This window comes from Paraburkholderia sp. BR13439 (assembly GCF_040948805.1).
Classification (GTDB): domain Bacteria; phylum Pseudomonadota; class Gammaproteobacteria; order Burkholderiales; family Burkholderiaceae; genus Paraburkholderia; species Paraburkholderia youngii.
In genome coordinates, this window is sequence record NZ_JBFPKN010000011.1 from 78599 (window position 1) to 104232 (window position 25634).

Annotated in this window: 20 protein-coding genes; 13 read left to right on the plus strand and 7 right to left on the minus strand. The window is 64.5% G+C overall.

The annotated features are described in order from the left end of the window. Positions 1–240: 240 nt before the first annotated feature. Positions 241–1158: a LysR family transcriptional regulator gene (locus AB3X96_RS21925; protein WP_368591358.1), complete on the minus strand. Its 918-nt coding sequence runs from the start codon at positions 1156–1158 to the stop codon at positions 241–243. A 447-nt stretch (positions 1159–1605) separates the two neighbouring features. Between AB3X96_RS21925 and benA the strand changes: the two genes are divergently transcribed. From benA to AB3X96_RS21950, 5 genes are all read left to right on the plus strand, one after another. Further along, on the plus strand, positions 1606–2973 hold the full coding sequence (gene benA, locus AB3X96_RS21930) for a benzoate 1,2-dioxygenase large subunit (protein WP_368591359.1): 1368 nt from the start codon (positions 1606–1608) through the stop codon (positions 2971–2973). Further along, positions 2970–3461, plus strand: coding sequence for a benzoate 1,2-dioxygenase small subunit (gene benB / locus AB3X96_RS21935; protein ID WP_368591360.1), 492 nt, complete (start codon positions 2970–2972; stop codon positions 3459–3461). Before benA ends, benB begins: the two co-directional genes overlap by 4 nt. A gap of 25 nt (positions 3462–3486) precedes the next feature. Continuing rightward, positions 3487–4509, plus strand: a complete 1023-nt coding sequence (gene benC / locus AB3X96_RS21940) for a benzoate 1,2-dioxygenase electron transfer component BenC (RefSeq protein ID WP_368591361.1) — start codon at positions 3487–3489, stop codon at positions 4507–4509. Beyond that, positions 4506–5297 carry a 1,6-dihydroxycyclohexa-2,4-diene-1-carboxylate dehydrogenase gene (locus tag AB3X96_RS21945; protein ID WP_368591362.1) on the plus strand — a complete coding sequence of 264 codons (792 nt, stop codon included), beginning with the start codon at positions 4506–4508 and terminating at the stop codon, positions 5295–5297. The genes benC and AB3X96_RS21945 overlap by 4 nt, the downstream gene beginning before the upstream one ends. A gap of 173 nt (positions 5298–5470) precedes the next feature. After that, entirely contained in the window at positions 5471–6688 is a 1218-nt protein-coding gene (locus tag AB3X96_RS21950) for a benzoate/H(+) symporter BenE family transporter (protein WP_368591363.1), read from the plus strand. Between the two features lie 12 nt (positions 6689–6700). On the opposite strand, the gene AB3X96_RS21955 is transcribed toward AB3X96_RS21950, so the two are convergent. From AB3X96_RS21955 to AB3X96_RS21975, 5 genes are read right to left on the minus strand one after another with little or no spacing between them, the layout of a single operon-like run. Continuing rightward, complete coding sequence (locus tag AB3X96_RS21955; protein WP_368591364.1) at positions 6701–8218, minus strand: efflux transporter outer membrane subunit; 1518 nt, start codon at positions 8216–8218, stop codon at positions 6701–6703. Positions 8219–8230: 12 nt separating this feature from the next. Continuing rightward, on the minus strand, positions 8231–9346 hold the full coding sequence (locus AB3X96_RS21960) for an ABC transporter permease (RefSeq protein WP_176378610.1): 1116 nt from the start codon (positions 9344–9346) through the stop codon (positions 8231–8233). A gap of 32 nt (positions 9347–9378) precedes the next feature. Further along, positions 9379–10365: an ABC transporter ATP-binding protein gene (locus AB3X96_RS21965; protein WP_368591365.1), complete on the minus strand. Its 987-nt coding sequence runs from the start codon at positions 10363–10365 to the stop codon at positions 9379–9381. Then, positions 10362–11327 carry an HlyD family secretion protein gene (locus tag AB3X96_RS21970; protein ID WP_176111466.1) on the minus strand — a complete coding sequence of 322 codons (966 nt, stop codon included), beginning with the start codon at positions 11325–11327 and terminating at the stop codon, positions 10362–10364. The genes AB3X96_RS21965 and AB3X96_RS21970 overlap by 4 nt, the downstream gene beginning before the upstream one ends. Beyond that, complete coding sequence (locus AB3X96_RS21975) at positions 11324–12019, minus strand: TetR/AcrR family transcriptional regulator (RefSeq protein WP_368591366.1); 696 nt, start codon at positions 12017–12019, stop codon at positions 11324–11326. The genes AB3X96_RS21970 and AB3X96_RS21975 overlap by 4 nt, the downstream gene beginning before the upstream one ends. Positions 12020–12458: 439 nt before the next feature. Between AB3X96_RS21975 and AB3X96_RS21980 the strand changes: the two genes are divergently transcribed. From AB3X96_RS21980 to AB3X96_RS22000, 5 genes are all read left to right on the plus strand, one after another. Beyond that, positions 12459–13637 carry a glycosyltransferase gene (locus AB3X96_RS21980; protein WP_368591367.1) on the plus strand — a complete coding sequence of 393 codons (1179 nt, stop codon included), beginning with the start codon at positions 12459–12461 and terminating at the stop codon, positions 13635–13637. Positions 13638–13873: 236 nt separating this feature from the next. Further along, positions 13874–15790, plus strand: a complete 1917-nt coding sequence (locus tag AB3X96_RS21985) for a potassium transporter Kup (protein WP_368591368.1) — start codon at positions 13874–13876, stop codon at positions 15788–15790. Positions 15791–15978: 188 nt separating this feature from the next. Beyond that, a complete protein-coding gene (locus AB3X96_RS21990) occupies positions 15979–17466 on the plus strand; it encodes an alkaline phosphatase family protein (RefSeq protein WP_368591369.1) in 1488 nt (495 codons plus the stop codon). A 210-nt stretch (positions 17467–17676) separates the two neighbouring features. After that, complete coding sequence (gene treA, locus AB3X96_RS21995) at positions 17677–19485, plus strand: alpha,alpha-trehalase TreA (RefSeq protein WP_368591370.1); 1809 nt, start codon at positions 17677–17679, stop codon at positions 19483–19485. A 115-nt stretch (positions 19486–19600) separates the two neighbouring features. Next, positions 19601–20890 carry an MFS transporter gene (locus AB3X96_RS22000; RefSeq protein ID WP_368591371.1) on the plus strand — a complete coding sequence of 430 codons (1290 nt, stop codon included), beginning with the start codon at positions 19601–19603 and terminating at the stop codon, positions 20888–20890. 175 nt (positions 20891–21065) lie between these two features. Here the strand turns inward: AB3X96_RS22000 and AB3X96_RS22005 are convergent, their stop codons facing one another. Beyond that, the gene (locus AB3X96_RS22005; RefSeq protein WP_368591372.1) at positions 21066–21776 is read right to left on the minus strand and encodes a FadR/GntR family transcriptional regulator; all 711 of its coding nucleotides are present in this window, start codon (positions 21774–21776) and stop codon (positions 21066–21068) included. A 269-nt stretch (positions 21777–22045) separates the two neighbouring features. Between AB3X96_RS22005 and AB3X96_RS22010 the strand changes: the two genes are divergently transcribed. From AB3X96_RS22010 to AB3X96_RS22020, 3 genes are all read left to right on the plus strand, one after another. Then, positions 22046–23068 (plus strand): zinc-binding alcohol dehydrogenase family protein, encoded by a 1023-nt coding sequence (locus AB3X96_RS22010; RefSeq protein WP_368591517.1) that lies wholly within the window; start codon positions 22046–22048, stop codon positions 23066–23068. A gap of 20 nt (positions 23069–23088) precedes the next feature. Beyond that, positions 23089–24222: a mannitol dehydrogenase family protein gene (locus AB3X96_RS22015; protein WP_368591373.1), complete on the plus strand. Its 1134-nt coding sequence runs from the start codon at positions 23089–23091 to the stop codon at positions 24220–24222. Between the two features lie 119 nt (positions 24223–24341). Continuing rightward, complete coding sequence (locus AB3X96_RS22020) at positions 24342–25622, plus strand: MFS transporter (protein ID WP_368591374.1); 1281 nt, start codon at positions 24342–24344, stop codon at positions 25620–25622. The last annotated feature ends 12 nt before the right edge of the window (positions 25623–25634 follow it).

Consider the following 25634-nt stretch of genomic DNA (forward strand, 5'->3'; position numbering starts at 1 on the left):
TTATCCCGTACCGCCGATGAGCGGCAATCAGGGTTAGTGCTTACGCGTACCTAGGAGGAGAGACGGAGAATAGGAGTAAAAGCCTTTGCAGACACGCTTTTCAGGCTGATTGAAAGGCCGCGGGCTCAGCCGGAATTTTCGCGTATACCCGCGGTCTATACCGTTGCGACGAGCTTGTCCATACAACTTAGTTACGGCGACGCCCGCATGGACGTCTGGCCGCGAACCGCGCGATCCGCGCTACTGATGCGAAGGCGGTAGATAGGTCATGTGCTGTTCGTTGTACAGCGCGTAGATCAGTTCCTGCATGCGCTGGATGTCGGCCGATTCGTCGAGCATGCGCATGCTCATGATGATCGGCGACACGAGGTTCTCATCGTCGAGATCCTTATAGGCGATGTCGCCGCGCTGCAAGCCGTAAACGCTCGCCGGCACGATCGAGATGCCTTCGCCCGCGGCGACGAGGCCGAGTGCGATCTGCAACTCGCGCGTCTCGTAGAGCCGCTGCGGTTTCAGCCCGCGATCGTGAAACGCGGCCAGCACCTGGTCCGCGTAACTGGGCCGAGGCGCCTTCGGAAAGATGATCAGCGTTTCGCTAGTCAGGTCGTGCATTGACAGCACCGGCTTCGCGTCGACCAGCGGATGGCCGAGCGGCAGCGCGACGATCATCCGTTCTTCGCGCAGCACGACGCGCCGGATGCTCGGGTCTTCGTGACGAATGCGGCCGAAGCCGACGTCGATGCGGCCTTCCTTGAGCGCCTTGATCTGATCCATCGTCGACATCTCGTGCAGGCTCAGCTCGACCGTGCTGTTCTCGGTACGAAAGCGCCGGATGATTTTCGGCAGCATGCCGTACAGCGTCGAGCCGACGAAGCCCACGGACAAACTCCGCTCGATCTTGCCGACGCGCCGCGTCATCGCCTCGATTTCCGTCGTTTGCGCGAGCAGCTGCACCGCGTGCGAATAGAAAAAGCGGCCCGCCTCGGTCAGCTTCAGCGGCCGCGAGTTGCGCTCGAACAGCTGCACGCCGAGCGTGTCTTCGAGCTGCTGGATCTGCCGGCTCAGCGGCGGCTGCGCAATATGCAGACGTTTGGCGGCCTTGGTGAAGTTGCATTCCTCGGCAACGGCCACGAAGTAGCGCAGGTGGCGCAATTCCATAAAAATACCTTCTAAGTATCGCCGCGATACTAAATCAGTGTTGGACGATGCAAACGGCGTGCAACTATCCTTCAGTTACCGTAGACGCCCCGCAAAATTATACCTCCCGAGCATTGACAACTCGGCCCGGTCTGAAGCGTCGGTCGGCCCCACGGAGACGGCGCAGGCAAATCCTCGCGCATGGGATCCAAGACTTAGAAAGAGTTCAGGAGCAGCAATGAAACACGCTGAAATCGAAACCCTGCCGAAAGGGTTGTCCACCGATATCCCGCCTCTCGTGCCGAAGGTCGAGCCCTTGCGCGCCGCGACCTGACGCAGCCCCCGGAGGCGCACCGCCTCCACTTCCCGACGTGAAAGACCAACCGGCCAGCCGGCCTCCCGGCAGGCAGGCCGCTCCCTACACGCGTGCTTCGCACGCATACCGACAGTCCGCACCAGGAGACACGCATGATTCCGATCTACCCGGATCACACTCCACAATTGAAGAACATCGACGACTTTCTCGTCGAAGACCGCGAGCGCGGCGATTACCGCCTGCATCGCAGCGCGTTTACCGACGAGCGTCTGTTTGAACTCGAAATGCAGCACATTTTCGAGGGCAACTGGATTTATCTCGCGCACGAAAGCCAGATTCCGAACAACAACGACTATTTCACGACCTACATGGGCCGGCAGCCGGTCGTGATCGCGCGCAACCGTCAGGGCGAGCTGAACGCGTTCATCAATTCGTGCACGCACCGCGGCGCGATGCTGTGCCGCCACAAGCGCGGCAACAAGGCCACCTATACGTGCCCCTTCCACGGCTGGACCTTCAACAACAGCGGCAAGCTGCTGAAGGTCAAAGACCCGTCGGAAGCGGGCTATCCCGACTGCTTCAACAAGGAAGGCTCGCACGATCTGAAGAAGCTCGCGCGCTTCGGCAACTATCGCGGCTTCCTGTTCGGCAGCCTGAGAGATGACGTGCCGCCGCTCGAGACGTTCCTCGGCGAGGCGGCGCTCATCATCGACATGATCGTCGACCAGTCGGAAGACGGACTCGAAGTGCTGCGCGGCTCGTCGACCTACACGTATGAAGGCAACTGGAAGCTGACCGCGGAAAACGGCGCGGACGGTTATCACGTGTCGGCCGTGCACTGGAACTACGCGGCGACGACCAATCATCGCAAGGAAGAAAACGCGCGCGAAGACAAGATCCGCGCGATGGATGCGGGCAGTTGGGGCCGCCAGGGCGGCGGCTTCTACGCGTTCGAGCACGGCCACATGCTGCTGTGGACGCGCTGGGCGAATCCCGAAGACCGTCCGAACTTTAGCCGCCGCGAGGAATTCGCCGCGCGCTGCGGCGCCGAGCGCGCTGACTGGATGATCCAGAACTCGCGCAACCTGTGCCTCTACCCGAACGTGTATCTGATGGACCAGTTCGGCTCGCAGATTCGCGTGCTGCGGCCGCTGTCGGTCAACAAGACCGAGGTGACGATCTACTGCATCGCGCCGAAGGGTGAGTCCGACGAAGCGCGCTCGCGCCGCATCCGTCAATACGAGGACTTCTTCAACGTGAGCGGCATGGCCACGCCCGATGACCTCGAGGAATTCCGCGCCTGCCAGTTGGGCTATGCGGCCCGCGCGGTCGAATGGAACGACATGTGCCGCGGTTCGAAGCACTGGATCGACGGCGCCGACGAAGCCGCGCAAAAGATCGGCCTGAACCCCGTGATGAGCGGCGTGAAAACCGAAGACGAAGGTCTCTACACGGTACAGCACCGCTACTGGATCGACACGATGAAAAAGGCGCTGAACGCGCCGGGGAGCCGCGCATGAGCAACATCGCCATCACCGATATTCAGGCTTTCCTGTTCCGCGAATGCCGCCTGCTCGACGACGAGCAATGGGACGAATGGCTCGCCTGCTATCACCCGGACGCGTCGTTCTGGATGCCGTCGTGGGACGACGAGGACAAGCTCGTCACCGATCCGCAGCGCGAGATTTCGCTGATCTATTACCCGAACCGCCAGGGCCTCGAAGACCGCGTGTTTCGCATCAAGACCGAGCGTTCCAGCGCGACGATGCCCGATACGCGCACGAGCCACAACGTCGCGAACGTCGAAGTGGAGAGCGCGGAGAGCGGCGTGTACACGGTGCGCTTCAACTGGCACACGCTGAGCCATCGCTACAAGACCAACTACAGCTACTTCGGCATGTCGCGCTACGTGATCGACTTCAACGGCGCCGAGCCGCAAATCCTGAGCAAGTACGTCGTGCTGAAGAACGACTACATCAATCAGGTCATCGACATCTACCACATCTAGCCGATGCGGTTGCAGGAGACAGGTCATGGAACACACTATTGCACTTCAATTCGAAGACGGCGTCACGCGCTTCATCAGCTGCCGCGAGAACGAAACGCTGTCGGATGCCGCGTACCGGCAGAAGATCAACATTCCGCTCGACTGCCGCGAAGGCGCGTGCGGCACCTGCCGCGGACTGTGCGAATCGGGCGCGTACGACATGCCCGAGGAGAGCTACGTCGAAGATGCGTTGACCCCCGAAGAAGCGGGCAAGGGCTATATCCTCGCGTGCCAGACGCGGCCGCGCTCGGATCTGGTGATTCGCGTGCAGGCGTCGTCGGCGGCGTGCAAGACCGGGGTTTCGCGCTTCGACGGTACGCTCGCGGCGGTTGAACGGCTGTCGGATTCGACTATCCAGTTCTCGATCGATATCGACGGCGCGAGCGCGCCGAGCTTTCTCGCAGGGCAATACGTGAACGTCGAGATTCCGGGCGCGAGCGGCGAGAGCCGGTCGTATTCGTTCAGCTCGGCGCCGGGCGCGACGCGCGCGGCGTTCGTCGTGCGCAACGTGCCGGACGGCAAGATGAGCGGCTTCTTGAGCCGCGATGCGCAGCCGGGTCAACGGATCGGCTTCACGGGTCCGTATGGCAGCTTCTATCTGCGCGATCCGCAGCGCCCGGTGCTGTTCCTCGCGGGCGGCACCGGCATCGCGCCGTTCCTGTCGATGCTCGACGTGCTGAAGGCGAGCGGCAACACGCAGCCGGTGCGCCTCGTGTACGGCGTGACCCACGACATCGATCTCGTCGCGCTCGAACAGCTCGAACAAGCGCAGCGCACGCTGCCGAATTTCAGCTACCGCACCTGTGTCGTCGATGCCGCGAGCAGCCACGAGCGCAAAGGCTACGTGACCGCGCACGTCGACAGCGAATGGCTCAATAGCGGCGACGTCGACGTCTACCTGTGCGGCCCGGTCGCGATGGTCGAAGCGGTGCAGGGCTGGCTGCACGACAGCAGCGTCGAGCCCGCGAACTTCTACTACGAAAAATTCTCGGCGAGCAACGTAGCATGACCTCGACCTTTACCGATCGCTTCAAGGACAAGGTGCTCGTCGTGACCGGCGCGGGCCAGGGCATCGGCCGCGGCGTCGCGCTGCGCGCGGCGCGCGAGGGCGCGGCGGTGGTGCTGGTGGACCGTTCGCCGATCGTGCACGAGGTGGCCGAAGAGATTGCGCGCGCCGGCGGCGACGCGCGTGCGTTCATCGCCGACCTCGAAACCTATGCGGGCGCGACTGCGATGACGGCTTTCGCGATCGATACGTTCGGCCGCATCGACGCACTCGTCAACAATGTCGGCGGCACGATCTGGGCGAAGCCGTACGAGGAGTATGAAGCGGAGCAGATCGAGGCCGAGGTGCGGCGTTCGCTGTTCCCGACGCTGTGGTGCTGCCACGCGGTGTTGCCCGCGATGCTCGAGCGCGCGAGCGGCGCGATCGTCAACGTGTCGTCGATTGCGACGCGCAGTATTTATCGCGTGCCGTACGCGGCGTCGAAAGGCGGCGTCAATGCGCTGACTGCGAGCCTCGCATTCGAGCATGCCGAACACGGCATCCGCATCAACGCGGTCGCGACCGGCGGCACCGAAGCGCCGCCGCGCCGCGTGCCGCGCAATACCGCACCGCAAAGCGAGCAGGAAGCGACGTGGTATCAGGGCATCGTCGACCAGACGATCGCGTCGAGTCTGATGCATCGCTACGGCACGATCGACGAACAGGTCGGCGCGATCCTGTTCCTCGCTTCCGACGAAGCGTCGTATATCACCGGCACCGTGTTGCCGGTCGGCGGCGGCGATCAGGGCTAGCGAGCGTCGGGCCGAACGACGCCGATAGGCCGCGCGGCGATTGTCCTTCATACTATCGGCCCGCAATGACTCCGCTGCCGGATGGTGACATGCGGTGATTCGCGGTCACTCGCGGTGACATGCGCCGCCCGGCGCGTGTCACCAACAGCGGGCCGCCACGACCCACATCGACGATGAATCCCACCCCTAGCCAGGCGCCTACCATGCGCGCCATTGCGGCCGACTGGTCCGTGTCCGCCATCGTGGCCGGCTTTCTGGCCGTGCTGATCTCGTACGCGGGCCCGCTCGTGATCTTCTTCCAGGCCGCGCAAGCGGCCCACATGCCCAACGAGATGGTCGCGTCGTGGGTATGGGGCATCTCGATCGGCGCGGCCGTCTCCGGCATCTTCGCGAGCTGGAAGCTGAAGGTGCCGGTCGTGACCGCGTGGTCCGCGCCCGGCACCGCGCTGCTGGTCGGACTGTTCCCCGCGTTGACGCTGCATCAGGCGGTGGGCGCGTATCTGAGCGCGGCCATGATCATTCTGCTGATCGGCATATCGGGCTATTTCGATCGCATGGTGCGCCGCATTCCGAAGGGCATCGCCTGCGGGATGATGGCCGGCATTCTGCTGCAGTTCGGCACGCATGCGTTCAAGGCGGCCGCGTCGATGCCGGCGCTGGCGTTCGGCATGATCGGCGCGTACATCGTCTTCAGGCGCCTGCTGCCGCGCTATTGCATCGTGCTGGTGCTGTTGACGGGCACGGTGCTCGCCATTGCGCTCGGCGCCGCGCACCTCGGCGCGCTGCCGCTGCAAGTCACGCGGCCGATCTTCATCCAACCCGAATGGACGCTGAGCTCGACGCTGAGTCTTGCGCTGCCGCTCGTCGTCGTCAGTCTGACCGGGCAGTTTCTGCCGGGCATGGCGATTCTGCGCGTGTCCGGCTATCACACGCCGGCCCGGCCGATCATCACCGCGACTAGCATCGCGTCGATCGGCGTGGCGTTTTTCGGCGGCATCACGATCGTTATCGCCGCGATCACGGCGGCGCTGTGCACCGGCAAGGACGCGCACGACGACCCGGACAAGCGCTATATCGCGGGCATCGCCAACGGCGTGTTCTATCTTATCGGCGGGACCTTCGCCGGTGCGATCGTCGCGCTGTTCACGATGCTGCCGAAGGAATTCGTCGCGATTCTGGCGGGCCTCGCGTTGATCGGTGCGATCACGTCGAACGTGATGGGCGCGATCCAGGACGAAGACCATCGCGAGGCCTCGGTCATCACGTTTCTCGCGACCGCATCCGGTATGACCTTCCTCGGGCTCGGCTCCGCGTTCTGGGGCATCGTGATCGGCTCGTTCGCCTACCTCGTGCTGAACAAGGTGCGGCGCGAGACGTCGGCAAACCAATGACGAAGCGGTAACTCAAGGCCGCGCCCCGAGCGCCTGAAACAGCGCGGCGGTATCGGCATAACGCTGCGCGGCGGCTTTGGTGCGATCGAGTCCGGTCTGCAATTGCTGGCGCTGCGTATCGAGCAGCGTCAATTGGCTGATGCCGCCCGCCGCATTACGCTGACTCGCAATACCGGCGCTGTGCTGCGCGCTGCGCTGCGCGGCATCGAGCGCCTGCAACGCAATCGCATCCTGATCGAGCGCGCGCAGCGCGTCGGCGACCTGTTGCAGTCCCTGCAGCACGGTTTGTTTGTACACGGCGAGCGCCGCCTGATAGGCCGCCTCGGACGAATGCTTGCGCGCCAGCAGTTCACCGCCATGAAACAGCGGCTGCGTGAGACCCGCGCCGAAATTCCACACGTTGAAACCCGTCAGCAGATCGGACACGTTGACGCGTTCGGTCGCCGCGCTGCCTGACAGCGTGATACGCGGATACAGGTTCGCGGTCGCGACGCCGATGTTCGCGCTCGCCTGATGCAACAACGCCTCGGACGCGCGAATGTCGGGCCGCTGCTGCGCGAGCGTCGACGGCAAGGTCAGCGGCAGGTCGGCGGGCAGCACGAGCGTATCGAGGTCGAGCGCGGCAAGGTCGTGCGTGGTGGCCAATTCCGCTGGCGCGCGTCCCAGATAGATCGCCAGTTGATGATCGGTCTGTGCAAGCTGCGTACGCAACGGCGGTAAGGTCGCGCGGGTTTGCTGCACGAGTGTGCGCTGACTCAGCAGATCGACCTCGGAGATGCCGCCCGCGTGATAGCGGTGTTCGGCGATATCGAGTTGCTGCATCTGATTCGCGAGCAGTGCTTCTGTGAGTGCGATCTGCCGCGCGAGCGACGCGCGCCGGATCGCCGCCGTCACCACATTGCCCGCGACCGTCAAACGCGCGGCTTCGAGTTCGTATTGCTGATAGTCGACCTGCGCGGCCACCGCTTCGAGCGCGCGGCGATTCGCGCCGAACAGATCGAGCGTGTACGACACGGTGACTTGCGCGCTGTACAGCGTGAACGGCGCAAACGCGCGGCCTTGCGTCAGCTGGCCGAAGCCCAGCGCTTCGGGATCGATCCTCTCGCGCGTGGTCGACAGGTTCGCATCGACCTGCGGCCACAGCGTGCCGCCCGCCTGCGCGCGGTAGTCCTGCTGCGCTTCGTCGAGTTTCGCGCGGGCTTGCGCGAGGGTGAGGCTGTCGTCGAGCGCCTGCTGCACCAGCGCGTTCAGCGCCGGCGAGCCGAACGCGCGCCACCAGCCGTCGCCGGGCACATCGGTCGGCACGAAGTGTTGCGCGGCGCCGCCGGGACCGTCGGCGGCGACCGTGCTTGCCGCAAGCGGCGCGGCGGTATAGCTCGACACGCTGGTCACGTCGGGCCGATGGAAATCGGGGCCGACGGTGCACGCGCACAATGCCGCGCTTGCGCCGAAGGCGGCGAGCCGACGCGTGACGGATAAACAAGCCGCGCGATGAAAAACCACGTCACGAAAGCGAGGAGCGGAACACATTGCAGGCCTTCCTCAATCGAGCGTGCGTCGATAGAACTTCACGGCGACGCCCATCACGACGAACAGAAAGATCAGCAGCGGCCACACATGCGGCCACATGTCGGCCCAACCGACGCCTTTTAGCAGAATGCCGCGCACGAGCCGGTTGAAGTAGGTGAGCGGCAACAGGTTGCCGATGTACTGCGCCCACTTCGGCATGCCCGCGAACGGGAACATGAATCCCGACAGCAGGATGTTGGGCAGAAAATAGAACATCGTCAGCTGCATGGCCTGCAACTGATTCTGCGCGAGCGACGACAACGTAATGCCGATCGTCAGATTGGCCGCGACGAACAATAGCGCGGACAGATACAGCGCGATCAGACCACCTTCGAACGGCACGTTGAACACGAAGCGAGCGGCCGCGAGAATGATGCTGACCTGCACCAGACCGATCGCCACATAAGGCACGATCTTGCCGGTCATCACTTCGAGCGGCAGCACCGGCGTAGCCAGCAGATTTTCCATCGTGCCGCGCTCGCGTTCGCGCGTGATCGCGAGGCCCGTCATCATCACCATCGTCATCGTCAGGATCACGCCCATCAGGCCGGGCACCACGTTGTACTGGGTGATGCTTTCGGGGTTGTAGAGCCGGTGCAATTGAACATCGAAAGCGGTGGGGCCGACCGCGAGCGGCGACAGCGGACCCGTGAGGTCCTTCTGCAGTACCGACTGCGTGATCGACGGCAATGCGCCGAGCGCGGTGCCCACCGCCATCGGGTCCGTCGCGTCGGCTTCGACGAGCAGAGATGGCCGCGCGCCCTTGGCCAGCTCGCGGGTGAAACCGACCGGAATATTCAGCACGAACAGCACCTTGCCTTGCGCGAGTGCGCGGCGGCCGGACTCTTCATCGGGCAGCGTCGAGACGATGTCGAAGTAATCGGAGTTGCGCATCGCCATCAGAAAGCTGCGCGTGAACTCGCTGTGATCGGCGGCGATGACGGCGGTCGGCAGATGCTTCGGGTCGGTATTGATCGCGAAGCCGAACAGCGCCATCTGCATGATCGGCAGCACGATCATCATCGCAAACGTGATGCGGTCGCGCTTCAGCTGCAAAAACTCCTTGCGCACGATGCTCCACCAACGCATCAGCGAAAAGCGCGGAAGTCGGCGCGCGGAATTCACGATGCTTTGCCCGCGGAAGGCGTTGCATAGTTGTCGGTCGAGCGGTTCATCATGTAGATGAACACGTCCTCGAGGCCGGTTTCCTGTCTTTCGATTCGTAGCGTGGAGTTCGAGCGTTCCAACTGGTCGATGCTCGCGTGGAGTTCGGGCGTGTCGGGCCCGCTCACGTGCAGCGACGAACCGAACGCGACCGTCTGCTCGACGCCGGGCGAGCTGCGCAGCCGGTCGCCGAGCTCGACGAGATTCTGGCCGTACACGGCCCACGTCACGAGCCCTTGCGAGTCGATCACCTGTTTCGACGTACCCTGCGCGAGCAGCCTGCCGTACGCGATATAGGCGAGCTTGTGGCAGCGTTCCGCTTCGTCCATATAGTGCGTGCTGACGAGTACCGAGATGCCGCGCGCCGCGAGGCGGTGCAGCTCTTCCCAGAAGTCGCGGCGCGCGCTCGGATCGACACCGGCGGTCGGCTCGTCGAGCAGCAGCAGTTCCGGTTCATGGAGCATGCACGCGGCCAGCGCGAGACGCTGCTTCCATCCGCCCGACAGTGCGCCGGCCAACTGCTTCTCACGGCTTTGCAGGCCAAGCTGTTCGAGCGCGCGATCCACCGCCTCGCGGCGGTTCTTCATCTCGTAGATGCGTGCGACGAAGTCGAGGTTTTCGCGGATCGACAGATCTTCCCAATAGGAGAAGCGCTGCGTCATGTAGCCGGTGCGGCGTTTGATCTGCGCGCTGTCCCGCACGATATCGTAGCCGAGACAGGTGCCGCTGCCGGAGTCCGGCGTCAGCAGTCCGCACATCATGCGGATGCAGGTAGTCTTGCCGCTGCCGTTCGGGCCGAGAAAACCGAAGATCTCGCCGCGCTGCACCTGCATCGTCACGTCGTTGACCACGTGCTTGGTGCCGAAATGCTTGTTCAGCCCGTGCACATCGATCGCGTGCACGGGGTCGCTGGCGTTGGCGGGGGGCGGCGCGGGCGCACTCATTGCAGCGTGACCGTGACGGGCTGGCCGGGCCGCAGCTTCGGCGCATCGGCGGTTCGCGGTCTGGCTTCGACCATGAACACGAGCTTCGCGCGGCTTTCGTTGCTGAAAATCACTGGCGGCGTGTACTCCGCCTGGTCCGAGATGAAGCTGAGCACGGCCGGCACATCGGCGGCGCACCCGTCGCAATGAATCGATACGCGACGGCCCGGCGCGAGCGAACCGACGACTCCCTGCGGCACGAAGAAGCGCACCTTGACGTTTTCCGGCGGCAACATGCGCACGACGGGGCTGCCCGCCGGCACCCATTCGCCGCTGCGAAACATCGTGTCGAACACGAGGCCGGCGTGCGGCGCGTGCACGCTTTTCTGATCGAGCTTCCATTGGGCCTGGCCGAGTTGGGCCTGCGCGGCGTCGACTTGCGCCTGCTGTGCGCGGATCTGCTCGATCCGTCCCGGCAGACGCGCGACGGCGAGCTGACTTTGCAACTCGCGCACGTGCGCGGCGCTCGACAGCGCGCTCGCGCGCGAGTCGTCGAGCTGGCTTTGCGCGATGCCGCCGGCGTCGAATTGCTGTTGGTCGCGGCGGAACTGGGTCGCGGCGCGCGCCGCATCGGCTTCGGCCTGCACGAGTTGCGCGCGCGTCACGTTGACTTCCGGCGGACGCTTGCCGGTTCCGAGGTCGGCGAGCTGGGCGCGGGCCGAGCGCAGTTGCTCGTTGGCCTGCGCCACGGCGTCGGTTTCGTTCTGCGCTTCGAGCGCGAACAGCGGCGTGTTCTGCGCGACGGTCTGCCCGCGCGAGACCGCGAGCTCGGTCAACTGGCCCGCCTGCGAAGACGCGAGGTACAGGAACTCGCCTTCCACATAGCCTTGCCATGTGTTCGCCGGTTGTTGCGAACAGCTCGCGCACGCGATGCACAGCGCAAGCAACGCGACACGTGTGGATGAGCGGGCGGACGGAATCATGACGGCTTTCCTTTCGCGCGGCGTGCGGTGGACGTCGCCCGGCTCCTTGCCCTGGCGCTGGTCTTGACCGCCGTGGTTGCGCTCATGCCCTGCGTGAGCAGTGCGACGACGTGGCGTTCGAGCGTCGCGCGATCGAACGAGCTGCGCGGATTCAGGCGTTGCCAGATCCTGGCGGTTGCCTGCGGCAGCATCACGAGCGCGAGCACCGAGTTGAACAGCAGCAACGGTTCGAGCTGCGCATTCAACTGACCCGACGCGCAACCGCGTGCGATGTTCTGACCGAACGCGGCGACCTTTTGCACGGGGACATGCGCAAACGCGCGCTCGCGCAGCAGGCCGCCTTCGTTGATGATTTCGCGCAGCCAGAGCGAAGGCAGCCACGGCATGGCCTCGGTGACGTCGAACATGCGTTTGACGATGCCTTGCGTCAGCGCGAGCGGATCGTCGCGTTCGGCATCGACCGGGTCCCAGATGGCGCCGAACGCGGCGACCAGCTTTTCCTCGAACAACGCGTCGAGCAGCTTTTCGCGGGTCTGGAACCAGTAGTGCACCATCGCGGACGTCACGCCGCTCGCCGCCGCGATCTGCGCCACCGTCGTGTTGGCGATCCCGCGCTCGGCGAACAGCGCCACCGCGACATCGAGCAGATGTTCGCGTGCGTCGAAGTCCTGCGGATGGGGACGACGACCCATTCTGGAACGGGCGACTTGCGGCATGGACACCGGACTAACTGATGAGTTAGTTAGTTTTGACTGCTTGATAGTAGGACAAGTTTTGATGTGCTGAAGGAGGGGAAACCCTGGCTGAGGGTGGCCGCCGTTGTGTCGTCGATTCGTCCTGAGATGTTTTCTCTTCCCACAACTTAACGATTACTGTCCATCTCCGGTCAATTTTTCATCCGCAGCTTTCGCAGCGTAATAGCACTTCTAAAATCACCCCGGCCTGTAAGACGCAGTAACAGAACGGGTACTTGCTTGGTGCGCTCTCACACACAGTCGTCGAAAATGACTTCATAAAATTCCCGACGAATTAACCACCATCATGCATGTACTCGGTGTCGTGAGTTGTGCACCAACAGCGGGCCTAAACATGAAGCGCTGCAGGATATTGGTAATAAACGATTATGCGTCGATGGGCGGCGCGGAAGTTGTTTATCAGCAATCGGCAGATCTTCTGAGTCGATTGCCCGGGGTCGAAGTTGAACGCTTCGACGACACCCGCTTTCCGGTGGGAACCACCAAGTGGTCCAGATCCTGGAATGTCGCGGCCGCGCGCGCACTCGAGAAGACTATTGTGGGTTTTCGTCCGCATCGGGTGATGGTGCACAACTACCATAACGCTCTATCGAATTCGATACTGAGCGTTATCGCCCGTCAAAAGCGAAAGCTCGGCTTTCGCGCATATCACACGAGCCACGACTACCATCTCGTCTATTACAACCCGGCACTGCAATATTTCGACAACCGGCGGCCGGTGATCGTGCCGCTCGAAGTGTTGGGCACGCGTGCGGCGTTGACCCGTCGGTCGACGACGAAAGGTCTTCTGCACGACCTGATGACGAAGTGTTACTGGCACGCAGTGCGCGAGGTATTCCCTGCCACGCGGATCTTCGAGACGATCGTTTGTCCAAGCGCCTTCATGGAAGAAGCGCTGCATCGCAGTGGCATCACGAATACGAGAGTCGTTTTTAATCCCTCTTCAGTACCGGTTGCGTTTCAGCCTTCGCGTGTTGCTGGCAAGCAGAGATTCAGGCTTGCCTTTGTCGGCAGGATTTCACAGGAAAAGGGACTCGCGGAATTTATCGAACTCGCGGAGAGCGTGAACTTTCATCGTATTGACGTATTGGGAGTCTACGGGGACGGTCCGGATCGTCGTGCGATGGAGCAGCGCTTCGCGTCGCTGATCGAGCGCGGCAAGCTGGTTTTTTTCGGCAGACTGCCGCAGGAGGAATTGTTTCCGCGGATGCGGCGATTTGCCGACGCGGTCGTCGTGCCATCGTTGGGAGCCGAGAATGCGCCGCTCGTCATTATCGAGGCCGCCATGCTCGGCTTGCCTGCCCTCGTCCACGACGGCGGCAGCATGGCGACGACCGCTGACGCGGTGGGCAACAAGATCAAATTTCGGTCGGAGCCTCAGAGCCTCGAACTGGCACTGGATCGACTCGCGATACATCTGGCGGACAAGGGCAGAAGCTATTCACTCGCGGAGTATTTGCCGGAGCACTACCAGCAGCGGCTCGTGGAAATCATGGAACTCGGAGAGCACGCCGGCACGGCGCCTTCGAGGCGGACGGACGAGGCGGTCTGCTGACACTTGCGCCGTTCTACCTGACGTTGAGCTGACGGTGGACGCAGCGACGGCGTCGGCCAAATGCGTGACTGCTGCGCAAAGCGCATTTTCGCCGGAAATTTCTATACTTCTCTAGCGCACTGGCACGATCCAGCGCGCACGACCAAGACGAATTCGCGTCAACGAAACGAAAGAATCGAAGCGAACCCGCGGCGCGGCCATCACGGCTCACGCGCGATTCGTATGAGGAGGGAGACATGGCACATTCCGCAACCGCCGCGTCGGGGAAGGAAGGCCACGGCGACGCCTCACCGGCTCTGCCAGCGCTCGCGCTGGCCGCGCTCGGCGTGGTCTATGGCGACATCGGCACGAGCCCGCTCTATACGCTCGCCACCGTGTTCGATCCCGCCAACGGTCTCACGCTCAATGCTTTCAATATCGTCGGCATCGTTTCGCTGATTTTCTGGTCGTTGATGATCGTCGTTTCGCTGAAGTACGTCGTCCTGATCCTGCGGGCGAATAATCACGGCGAAGGCGGGATCATGGCGTTGCTCGCGCTCGCGGCGTCGTCGGTCGCGTCGCGGCCGCGCTTGCGTCGCGGGCTCCTCGTGGTGGGGGTGATGGGCGCGGCGCTGTTCTTCGGCGACAGCGTGATCACGCCGGCCATATCCGTGCTGAGCGCCGTGGAAGGGCTCGAAGTCGTCGAGCCCGGGCTCAAGACCTATGTGGTTCCGGTGACACTCGCCGCGCTGATCGTCCTGTTCGTCACGCAAAAGCACGGCACGGGCGGCATCGGCGCCGTGTTCGGGCCAGTGATGGTGCTCTGGTTCGTCGTGATCGGCGCGGCGGGCGTCGCGAACATCATAGCCACGCCGGTCGTGCTGTACGCGCTCAATCCGCTGGAAGGGCTCCGCCTGGTCATGCATCACCGCTGGCTGGCGTTCGTCGCGCTCGGCGCGGTGGTGCTGTCGCTGACGGGCGCCGAGGCGCTCTACGCCGACATGGGCCATTTCGGTAAGCGACCCATCCGTGTTACGTGGTTCGGCGTCGTTTTTCCCGCGCTCGCGCTGAACTATCTGGGCCAGGGCGCGCTGCTGCTGGCGAACCCTGGCGCGGTGCAAAACCCGTTCTACCGACTGTTCCCGCAGTGGGCCATCGTGCCGATGATCGTGCTGGCGACGATCGCCACCGTGATCGCGTCGCAAGCCGTTATTTCGGGTACCTATTCGATGACGATGCAGGCCATGCAGCTTTCCTTCCTGCCGCGCATGAACATCGTACATACGTCGGAGCGCGAGATCGGGCAAATCTACGTGCCCGGCATCAACTGGATTCTGCTGATCGCCGTGGTCGCGGCGGTGTTGGGCTTCCGCTCGTCCACGGCGCTCGGGGCCGCGTACGGCATCGCCGTGACCGGCACGATGCTGATCACCACGTTCCTGACGTTCTTCGTCGTGCGATACGCGTGGCGCTACAACTGGCTGCTGTGCGTGCTCTCCACCTCGTTCTTCTTCGTGATCGACGCGCTGTTCTTCTCGGCGAATCTGCTCAAGATCGTCGACGGCGGCTGGTTCCCGCTCGTGGTCGGCGCGATCATGTTCACGATCATGGCGACGTGGGGACGCGGCTGGGAGATGATGCTGGCCGAAGCGCGCACGCGGGCGGGAAAGACGCCGCTCAAACAGTACCTCACCACGCTGCTCGAAAGTTCGCCGACGCGTGTGGGCGGCACGGCGATCTTCCTGACGCCGGACGCCGAAGCGGTGCCGCACGCGCTCGTCAACAACCTGCGGCACAACCGTGTGCTGCATGAGCGCACGGTTTTCCTGAGCGTAATGACGAAAAGCGTGCCGAGGGTGGCCGACAGCGAGCGCGTGCAGATCAGGCCGCTGTGCGCGGGTTGCTGGCACGCAACGGTGAATTACGGCTTCAAGGACGAAGTGGACTTGCCGCGCACGCTGGCCGCCTACAAGTCGCCGGAACTCACGTTCAACCTGGACGACACATCCTGGTTCCTGAGCCGCGCGGCTGTCGTGCCCAAACGCGTCCACGGCATGGCGCTATGGCGCGAGCGGCTGTTCGCGGTGATGCTGCACAACGTGGGCAATATCGCGGCTTTCTTCAAACTGCCGGCCAATCGGGTGATCGAAGTCGGCGCGCGCGTGGAGATCTAGGCGGACAAGGCCTCATCTACCTTTGAAGTAATTCGTTGGACATCGCCACTTCGCAACGGCCCGCCACTCCCTCGGGTTCGAAACTTGCTGCCAACGACCAACCGCCGCTCCAATCGGCGCGCGCGTGTTGCTTCGCGGCAGGCAGGCATGGACGAATGCCCGCACCGCAGCCAATCAGGAGGCGTGTGATGGGCGACGAGACTCGCAAGACTCACGCACACGACCGCCGCCGCTTTCTTGCCGGCGTAGCCGCGGTGGCCGGCAGCGTTGCGCTAGCGGGTTGCGGTGGCGGATCGGGCGAAGACGACTTAACGGGCGGAGGAGGCGGCGACCCCGCGCCCTCGATTACCGACATTCCGGCGCCCAACGCCGCCGACCGCTATAGCCTGCCGCGCCCGGCGTTGCCCGCGCCGGCCAGCTCGGGCATCGACTTCATCGTGCTGGTCACGATGGAAAATCGTTCGTTCGACCATTTCCTCGGCTGGGTGCCGGGCTCCGAGGGCATGCCCGCGAACCAGAAGTTCAAGGACGCGTTCGGCGCGACGCAAACGCCGTTTTCGCTCGCGGCGAATGCCGCGTACGGCTATCAGGCGTGCGCGTTCCTGGACCCCAATCACAGCTTTTCGGGGGCCCGCACGCAACTGGCATCGGGCGCGATGAATGGCTGGCTGCTCACGCCGGGCACGAGCCTGAGCCGGGGCGACCTGCTGCCTATCGGCTTCTACACGCAGGCCGACCTGCAATTTTTCAACGCCGTGGCCAGCAGTTACACGATCGGCGACTTTTACTTCAGCGGCATCCTGACCAGCACGTTTCCCAATCGCCTCTATCTGCACAGCGGCGCAACGGACCGGCTCGACGACAGCGCCGACACATCGTCGCTCGCGACGATCTGGGACAAGCTGAGCGACGCCGATGTCGACGCTCGCTACTACTACCACGACGTGCCGATCACGGCGCTTTATAGCACGCGGTATGTCGGCATTTCCCGCCCGTTTGCGGATTTCCTCGTGAATGCCGCGGCGGGGACGCTGCCGCCATTCTGCATGGTCGATCCGTCATTTACGGGCGAGCCGGAAGGCGTTTCCTCCGACGATCATCCCCATGCCGACATCCGCGACGGCGAGGCGTTTCTCGCGCAGGTCTACGAGGCGCTGCGCACGAGCCCGACGTGGAGCCGCACGCTGATGATCGTCGTCTACGACGAATGGGGCGGGTTTCTCGAGCACGTGGTGCCGCCCACCAGGCGGATCAGCAACAACGAGCTCACGCTCGGCAACGACGGCAAGCTCGGCTTTCGCGTGCCGCTCGCGCTGCTGGGCCCGCACGTGCGCGCGGGTTCGATCACGCGCTATCCGTTCGACCCCAGCTCGATTCACGCGCTGCTGCAATGGCGCTTCGGCTTGCAGCCGCTCGGCGTGCGCGGCGGCGATCCGGCGACCTTCAATCTCGCTTACGCGCTCGATTTCAACGACGCGCCGCGCACCGACGCTCCCGCGTTCACTGTCGCCCAGGGGCCGTTCGGCGGAACCTGCCTGGGGGCGGTCGTGCCTTCGCCGTCGAGCTCGGTATCGGCGATCGATCAGTCGCAAAAGCGGGCGATCAACCCGACGGCGGACCGCTTCGCGGATCTGCGCGCGAAGGCGGCGTCATTAGGATTCGCGACCGGAGGCTAACGCGACATCGTTTTGCGGAGCGGGCCCCGCATTTGCTGGCGAGACCCTCTCGAAGCCCCGCGGTTGCGTGCAGCATAGGATCGGCACGCGCGGCGGGCCGCCTACGTCGACGTCACCGCGTCGTCCTCAACGGGTCCGCCGATGCCATTTCGTTCCGATCTTCCCGTTTGGTCTTCCCGCGAGCGGCCGTACCGCAGCGTTCTAGCCTCCGTGGCCACCGCGCTGGCGCTCGCCGCAAGCAGCAGCGTCACCGCGCAATCCGCGCCGACGGTCGCGCCGACCGAGCCGGCCGTGCCGGCCCTTACGCTGCCCGCATCGGCTGCCGCTGCGAATGCCGGGAGCAGCGCCGCGGCCGGGCGCGTTGGCAACACGGATCACGCGCAGCCGTCGCCGGTCGTGCCGACGCCGCCATCCGAGCTGTATGGCGAGCTGTATCGCGACGTCGAACTCGCGCATCTGTACCCGGACAGCAAGACGTTCGCCGACATGTCACCCAACGAGCCGCCGCCGCAAGTCAACGCCGACTACGAAAGCCAGCGTGCTCAGCCGCGCTTCGACCTGAAGCAATTCGTCGAACAGCGCTTCACGCTGCCTCCGCGCGAGCCGAAGCGCTATGTGTCCGATCCGAACGAAAGCGTCACCGCGCACATCGATACGCTGTGGAGCGTGCTGCGCCGCGAACCGGATGCGAGCGCCAGCCCGTACGCTTCGCTGTTGCCGCTGCCGTCGTCGTACATCGTGCCGGGCGACCGCTTCGACGAGATCTACTACTGGGACTCGTACTTCATTCTGCTGGGGCTCGACGCGAGCGGCCAGCGCGCGCTCGTCGACGACGAGTTGAACAATTTCTCAACGTTGATCGACCGCTATGGCCATATTCCCAACGGCAATCGCACGTATTACCTGAGCCGTTCGCAGCCGCCGTTCTTCGCGCAGATGGTGCAGCTCGTCGCGCGCAAAGAGGGCGATCAGGTCTACGCCCGCTATCTGCCCGAGCTGCGCCGTGAATACGCGTACTGGATGGCGGGCAGCGATCATCTGTCGCCCGGCAACGCGGCGCGCCATCTGGTGCGCCTCGCCGACGGCACGCTGCTCAATCGCTACTGGGACGAGCGCGCGGCGCCGCGCGACGAGTCGTACCGCGAGGATGTGATGACGGCGCAGCAGATACCGCAACGCGACGCGCAGGATTTGTGGCGCAACCTGCGCGCGGGCGGCGAAACCGGCTGGGATTTCAGTTCGCGCTGGTTCGCCGACGGCAGGACGCTCGCGACCATCGACGTGACCTCGCTCGTGCCAGTGGACCTGAACTGCCTGATAGTGGAGCTCGAACGCGCGCTCGCGAAAGCCTACCGGGTGACCGGCGACGCAGGCCACGCGGAGAATCTCGAACTACGCGCCCGCGTGCGAGCCGATGCGATCCGCCGGATGCTGTGGGATCCGCAACTGCACGCTTTCGCCGACTACGACTTCGTGCACCGCACGCTCACGCACCGGCTGACCGCCGCGACCGTCTACCCGCTTTACACCGGCGTCGCGACACGCAACGACGCGCGCGAAGTGGCGCAGACGATCCGGCGGGATCTACTGCGCCCGGGCGGTCTCGCGACGACGCGGACCGATACCGGACAGCAGTGGGACGAACCGAACGGCTGGGCGCCGCTGCAGTACCTCGCGGTGATCGGGCTGCGCCGCTACAGCGAGCCGGAGCTCGCGCGTGATATCGCGACCCGCTGGATTCGCACCAACGTCGCGTACTACCAGCGCACCGGCAAGCTGGTCGAGAAGTACGACGTCGACGCGAGCGACAAGTCGGCGGGCGGCGGCGAGTATCCGCTACAGGACGGCTTTGGCTGGACCAATGGTGTGCTGCGCGTGCTGATGCAGCTCTATCCGGATGCGGTGAGTTCGACGAAGCCGGCCGATCTGCCGGGCGGCGCGGCGGGGGTGTCGGATGCGGCGGCATCGGCGGCGGCCGCGCCGCAGACGTCGCACAGCGCGTCGCCCGCGGGCCACTAGTCGGAAGAGGTAGTAGCGATACCAGGATGATGGGTTGACTGCCTGACGGCGACGCAGCCCGTTAGCATGCTTCGGATAGCTCGAACGGCCCCTAATCACCTGGAAAGTCTCGAAGATGAATCGCAAGCTCGACGTACCGACGGCCGAACCGGTGCCGCCGCAGGCGACGGCGGCGGCCAAGGCCGCCCCTGCGGCCGGCGATGAAGCCGCCGCGCATTGGCAGCGCAACCTGTGCGTGTGCGTGTTCGGCTCGTTCACGACCATCGTCGCGATGACGCTGCTGCTGCCGTTCCTGCCGCTTTACGTCGAGCAACTCGGCGTGAAGGATCATGCGGCGATCGTGCAGTGGTCCGGCGCCGCGTTCGGCGCGACGTTTTTCAGCGCCGCGCTCGTCGCGCCGCTGTGGGGCAAGCTCGCGGACCTCTACGGCCGCAAGCTGATGCTGATCCGCTCGAGCCTCGGCATGGCGGTCGCGATGTCGCTGATCGGCATGGCGCACTCGGCTTGGCAACTGGTCGCGTTGCGGCTGCTCGCTGGGCTGCTCGGCGGCTATGCGTCGGGCTCGATGATCCTCGTCGCGACGCAGACGCCGAAGGCGCGTTCGGGCTGGGCGCTCGGGGTGCTGTCGTCGGGGATCATGGCGGGCAATCTGGTCGGCCCGCTGATCGGCGGCTTCCTGCCGCCGCTGATCGGCATCCGCGCGACCTTCTGGGCCTCGGGCGCGGCAATCTTCGTCGCCTTTCTCGCGACCGCGTTTCTGATTCGCGAGCAGCCGGTCCGCAAGCGCGCGGACAGCGCGTCGAAGAAAGGCGCGTGGGCCTCGGTGGACGACAAGCGGCCGGCCATCGCGATGCTTGCCACCGGCCTGCTGCTGATGGTCGCGAACATGTCGATCGAACCGATCATCACCGTCTACGTCGCCCAGCTCACGAAGCCTCAAAGCGTGACGATGGTCGCGGGCTTCGTCATGTCGGGCGCGGCGCTCGGCAGCGTGATCTCGTCGTCGCGCCTCGGCAGGTTCGCGGATCGCGCCGGGCACTGGAACGTGGTCGTCGGCTGCCTCGCGGTATCGGCGGTGTTGCTCGTGCCGCAGGCGTTCGTCACCGCGAGCTGGCAGCTGATCGTGCTGCGTTTCCTGATGGGCATCGCACTCGGCGGCCTGTTGCCGTGCATCGCGAGCGTGATCCGGCACAACGTGCCGGCGAGCGTGACGGGCGCGATTCTCGGCTACTCGGTGTCGTCGCAGTACGCGGGGCAGGTGGCCGGTCCGCTGCTGGGCGGTTTCGTCGGCGGCCACATCGGCATGCGCGCGGTGTTTCTCGGCACCAGCGTGCTGATGGCGTTCGGCGCGCTCGCGAACTGGCGCGTGAAATCGCGCAGCGCACGGGCCGAGGCGGCGCGCTGACACGAGCCGCGTCGACGCTGGCACGTTTGCCGTTGCGGCGCAAACAAGCGGACTGAGGAGATGGGAAAACCAATCGTTGACGACGAACCGTTGATGAGGCGTTTCTCAGACTCGGTTGTTCCTTGATCTGCTGGAATACGCTCAAGCGTGCCCAGAAGTCTTGATGAAACCGTTTCTAAGTCGTCCGCTGTCCCCCCGTAATCACCCGCTCCAACGACAGCTTCAAGTGGCGCTGCATCGCCGCCTGCGCCTGCAGCGGATCGTGCGCTTCCAGCGCTTCCAGAATCACCAGATGTTCTTCGGGCACGGCGCGCCACGTCGTTTCGTTTTCGAAGTGGCCACGCAGCTTTTCCGACAGCGGACTATGTCGCGCATCGAATAGCGAGCTGACGGTGCGCACCAGCACTTCGTTGCCGGACATCTGCGCGATCGCCAGATGGAACGCGCGATCGGCGGCGACCGGAATTCTGCCCGCCTTCACTTCGCGCTCCATCTCGTTGTAGATCGCGCGCAGCATCTTCAGGTCTTTCGGTTTGCAGAACGGTGCGACGCTCGCAATGATCGAGCCTTCGATCAGGCAGCGCGCGCCGAGGATGTCGAGCAGGCTATCGCCGAGTTCGGCCTGCGACAGCGACGCATCACTTTGCGCGGACGGCGTCGCGCACAGATAGACGCCCGAGCCCATGCGAATCTCGACGAGGCCTTCCAGTTCCAGCGCGACCAGCGCCTCGCGCACCGACGGCCGCGATACGCCGAGCGTTTCCGCCAGCGCGCGCTCGGGCGGCAGGCGGCCGTTCGGCGCGAACTCCGGCTGAGCGATCAGATCGCGCAATTTTTCCGCGATCTGAAGATACAGACGGCGCGTGTCGGCAGGTTTGGTGTTCACGAAACGTTTCCCGGCAATGGAGCTTGTGCAATCCCGATAAGGCGAGCGCCGATTGTAGATCGAAGCGCCCGGCGCGCAAATCGCGCGCGCTCGGCAGCGCGCTGACAGCGTTCGGGGTTTCCCCCAACTCCGTGCAAATTGGCTTGACCAGTATCGCATGTGCCGTTACTTTTGCAAATTGGTAAGGCCAGATCGACGCCAAGTAGACGCCAGGCGAGCAGCCCTGCAGGCCGCTCCGCTCCCGATACCCGATCAATTCCTCCATGACGATGAAGACAGTCATTTGCGAACAACCCGGCCAGCTCGCGCTCACCGAACGCGCGATGCCGAACGCCGGCCCTGACGATGTGCTGATCCGCATCCGCCGAGTCGGCATTTGCGGCACCGACTTCCATATCTTCACCGGCAATCAGCCGTATCTGTCGTATCCGCGCGTGATGGGGCACGAGCTTGCCGGCATCGTCGAAGCGGCGCCGGCCGGCGCGCGCGTCGCGGCCGGCGATCAGGTGTACGTGATGCCGTATCTGTCGTGCGGGCGCTGCGTGGCCTGCCGCGCGGGCAAGGGCAACTGCTGCGTGAACATCCGCGTGCTCGGCGTCCATACCGACGGCGGCATGACCGAGTACCTCGCGGTGCCGCAGGCGTTCGTCTTCAAGGCCGACGGCGTGACGCTCGACCAGGCCGCGATGCTCGAGTTCCTGGCTATCGGCGCACACGCGGTCGCGCGCGCCGACGTGCAAGCCGGGCAGCGTGCGTTGGTAGTCGGGGCTGGGCCGATCGGCATGGCCGTGACGATCTTCGCGAAACTGCGCGGCGCCGAGGTCAGCGTGCTCGACGGCCGCGCGGACCGCCTGTCCGTGTGCGCCGGCGCGTTGCAGGCCGGTCACACGGTGCTGCTCGACACCACCGACGCCGCGACCGATGCCGCCCAACTCGCCGCGCTGACCGATAACGAGTTCTTCGACGTGGTATTCGACGCGACCGGCAACGTGAAGGCGATGGAGCGCGGGCTGCAGTTCGTCGCGCACGGCGGCAAGTACGTGCTGGTGTCGATCGTCAGCGAGCGCATTTCGTTTGCCGATCCCGAGTTCCACAAGCGCGAGACGACCTTGCTCGCGAGCCGCAACGCGACCGTCGCGGACTTCGAAACGGTGCTCGAAGCGATGCGCGCCGGCAAGATTCCGACGGCCGCGCTCAATACCCACGTCGTCGAACTCGCCAATCTGCCGGGCGAATTCCCCGAGCTGCTGAAACCGGATGCCGGCGTCATCAAGGCGCTGGTTGCCTGTTGAGCGAGCGGGGAAACCGGACGATGGGCAACCCGATTCTTCAATTCGGCACGAGTCGCTTTCTGCAGGCGCACGCGGATCTGTTCGTATCGGCGGCGCTCGACTCGGGCCGCGCGCTGGGGCACGTGAGCGTCGTGCAGACGACGGCCAACCCCGAGAGCCTCGCGCGCATCGACGCGTTGCGCGCACACCGGCAGTACGAGGTGCGCATTCGCGGTCTGCGTCGCGAAGCGGTGATCGATACGACCACGCAATGTCATGCGATCAGCGAGGCATTGAACGCGAATACCGATTGGCCGACGGTGGTTGAGCGCTTTGCGCGCGACGCGCGCGTGGTGATCTCGAACACCGGCGACCGAGGCTACGAGTGTTTCGCCGACGACACCGCCGAGCTATTGCGCAACGACAAGAGCGTGCCGCGCGGATTCGCGGCGAAGCTCGTAGTGCTGCTGCACGCGCGCTTCAAAGCCGGCGCCGCGCCGCTGACGCTGCTGCCATGCGAACTCGTATCGGGCAACGGCGACACGCTGCGTGGCCTCGTCGCCGATATCGCGCGCGGGTGGGGCGGCGGGACCGAGTTCCTGCGCTACATCGAGCACACCTGCATCTGGGTCAATTCGCTGGTGGACCGCATCGTGTCCGAGCCGATCCGGCCGGTCGGCGCGGTTGCCGAACCCTACGCGTTGTGGGCGATCGAGCGGCGTGCCGGCATGGTGCTGCCGTGCGAGCACGAAGCGATGATCGTCACCGACGATCTGTTGCACTACGAACGCCTGAAGCTGCTGCTGCTGAATCTCGGGCATACGTGGCTCGCCGAGCGCTGGCAGGCCGACGCGCGCGATCCCGACGAGAACGTACTGCACGCGATGCGCGATCCGCTGTTGCGCGCCGATCTCGAATCGCTGTGGCGCGACGAGGTACTGCCGGTCTTCGATGCGCTCGGTCAGGGCAGCGACGCGCGCGCCTATCTCGACGACGTGCGCGAGCGATTCGAAAATCCGTTCCTCGATCATCGCCTCGCCGACATCGCGCGCAATCACGAGCAAAAGAAAGAGCGGCGCTTCAAGCCGGTGATCGAACTCGCCCGCAAGCTCGGCGTGCGTGTCGAGCAACCGCGTCTGAACGCGGCGCTTGCCGCGTGCGTGCAACGCGGCTAGAGGCGCGGGCCGCAAATCCGCAGTAAATCGGGTCGTCGACCCCGCAGTACACCAGCGGCTCACGAGGTCGCAAGGTTCATCTAAACATAGGCTTAGCCTGGCTAGGAGGAGACGGTTTCATGAAGAAGATGCGTTGGGTAGTGATTTTTCTGTGCTTTCTCGCGATCGCGGTGAACTACATCGATCGTGCGAATCTCGCGGTCGCCGCGCCGCAAATCGAAAAGGCGCTCGGCATCGGCCCCGCCGAGATGGGCTTCATCCTGAGCGGCTTCTTCTGGACCTACGCGTTCATGCAGATGCCGTTCGGCTGGTTCGTCGATCGCGTCGGCGCGCGCATCGCGCTGCCGCTCGCGGTCGGCTGGTGGTCGGTGTTTACCGCGGCCACCGCGGTCACGACCAGCGTCGCGGGCATGTTCGGCTGCCGCCTGTTGCTCGGCGTCGGCGAGGCGGGCGCGTATCCGTCCTGCACGAAGCTCGTGAGCCAATGGTTCCAGCCCAAGGAACGTGCGCTCGCGACGAGCATCTTCGATAGCGGCTCGCGGGTCGGCTCCGCGCTGTCGATTCCCGTGGTTGCGCTGATCATCAGCACGCTCGGCTGGAAGGCGGCTTTTGTTCTCACCGGCTTGCTCGGCGCGGTCTGGATCGTCGGCTGGTTCGTGATCTATCGCAATCCTGTGCAAGACGAGATGGCCGTCGCACTCGAGGCTACTCCCGCGGCTCAGGTAAGCGCGGAGAAGGTGACATGGGCGTCGCTGTTTCGCCACCGCACGCTGTGGGGCATGATGCTCGGCTTCTTCTGCCTGAACTTCGTGATCTATTTCTTCATTACGTGGTTTCCGAGCTACCTCGTGGAGACCCGTGGCTTCTCGCTCAAATCGCTCGGCACGCTCGGAATGATTCCGGCGTTGATCGCGATTCCGGGCGGCTGGCTCGGCGGCTTCGTGTCCGACGCGCTGTTCCGGCGCGGTTGGAGCCTGACGGCCGCGCGCAAGACCTGCATGGTCGGCGGCATGCTGTTGTCGTCGGTGATCACGCTGTCGGCGTTCACGGAGAACACGTATCTGATGCTCGCGTTCTTCGGCATCGCCTATGGCAGCCTCGCGTTCGCCGCGGCGAGCATCTGGTCGCTGCCAGGCGACGTCGCGCCGACGCCGGGTCATGTCGCGTCGATCGGCGGCATTCAGAACTTCGCATCGAATCTGGCGGGGATCGTGATCACGACGTTCACCGGCGTGATGGTGGCGATGTCGAAGGGCTCGTTCACGATTCCGCTCGTCGTCGCGGGCGGCTTCTGCTTTCTTGGCGCGTTCAGCTATCTTTTCATCGTGGGACGCATCGAGCCGCTGTCGCTGGAATCGGACAGCCGCGATCTGCCCAAGGGCGTGGGCTCCACGATCTGACGTATTCTGTTC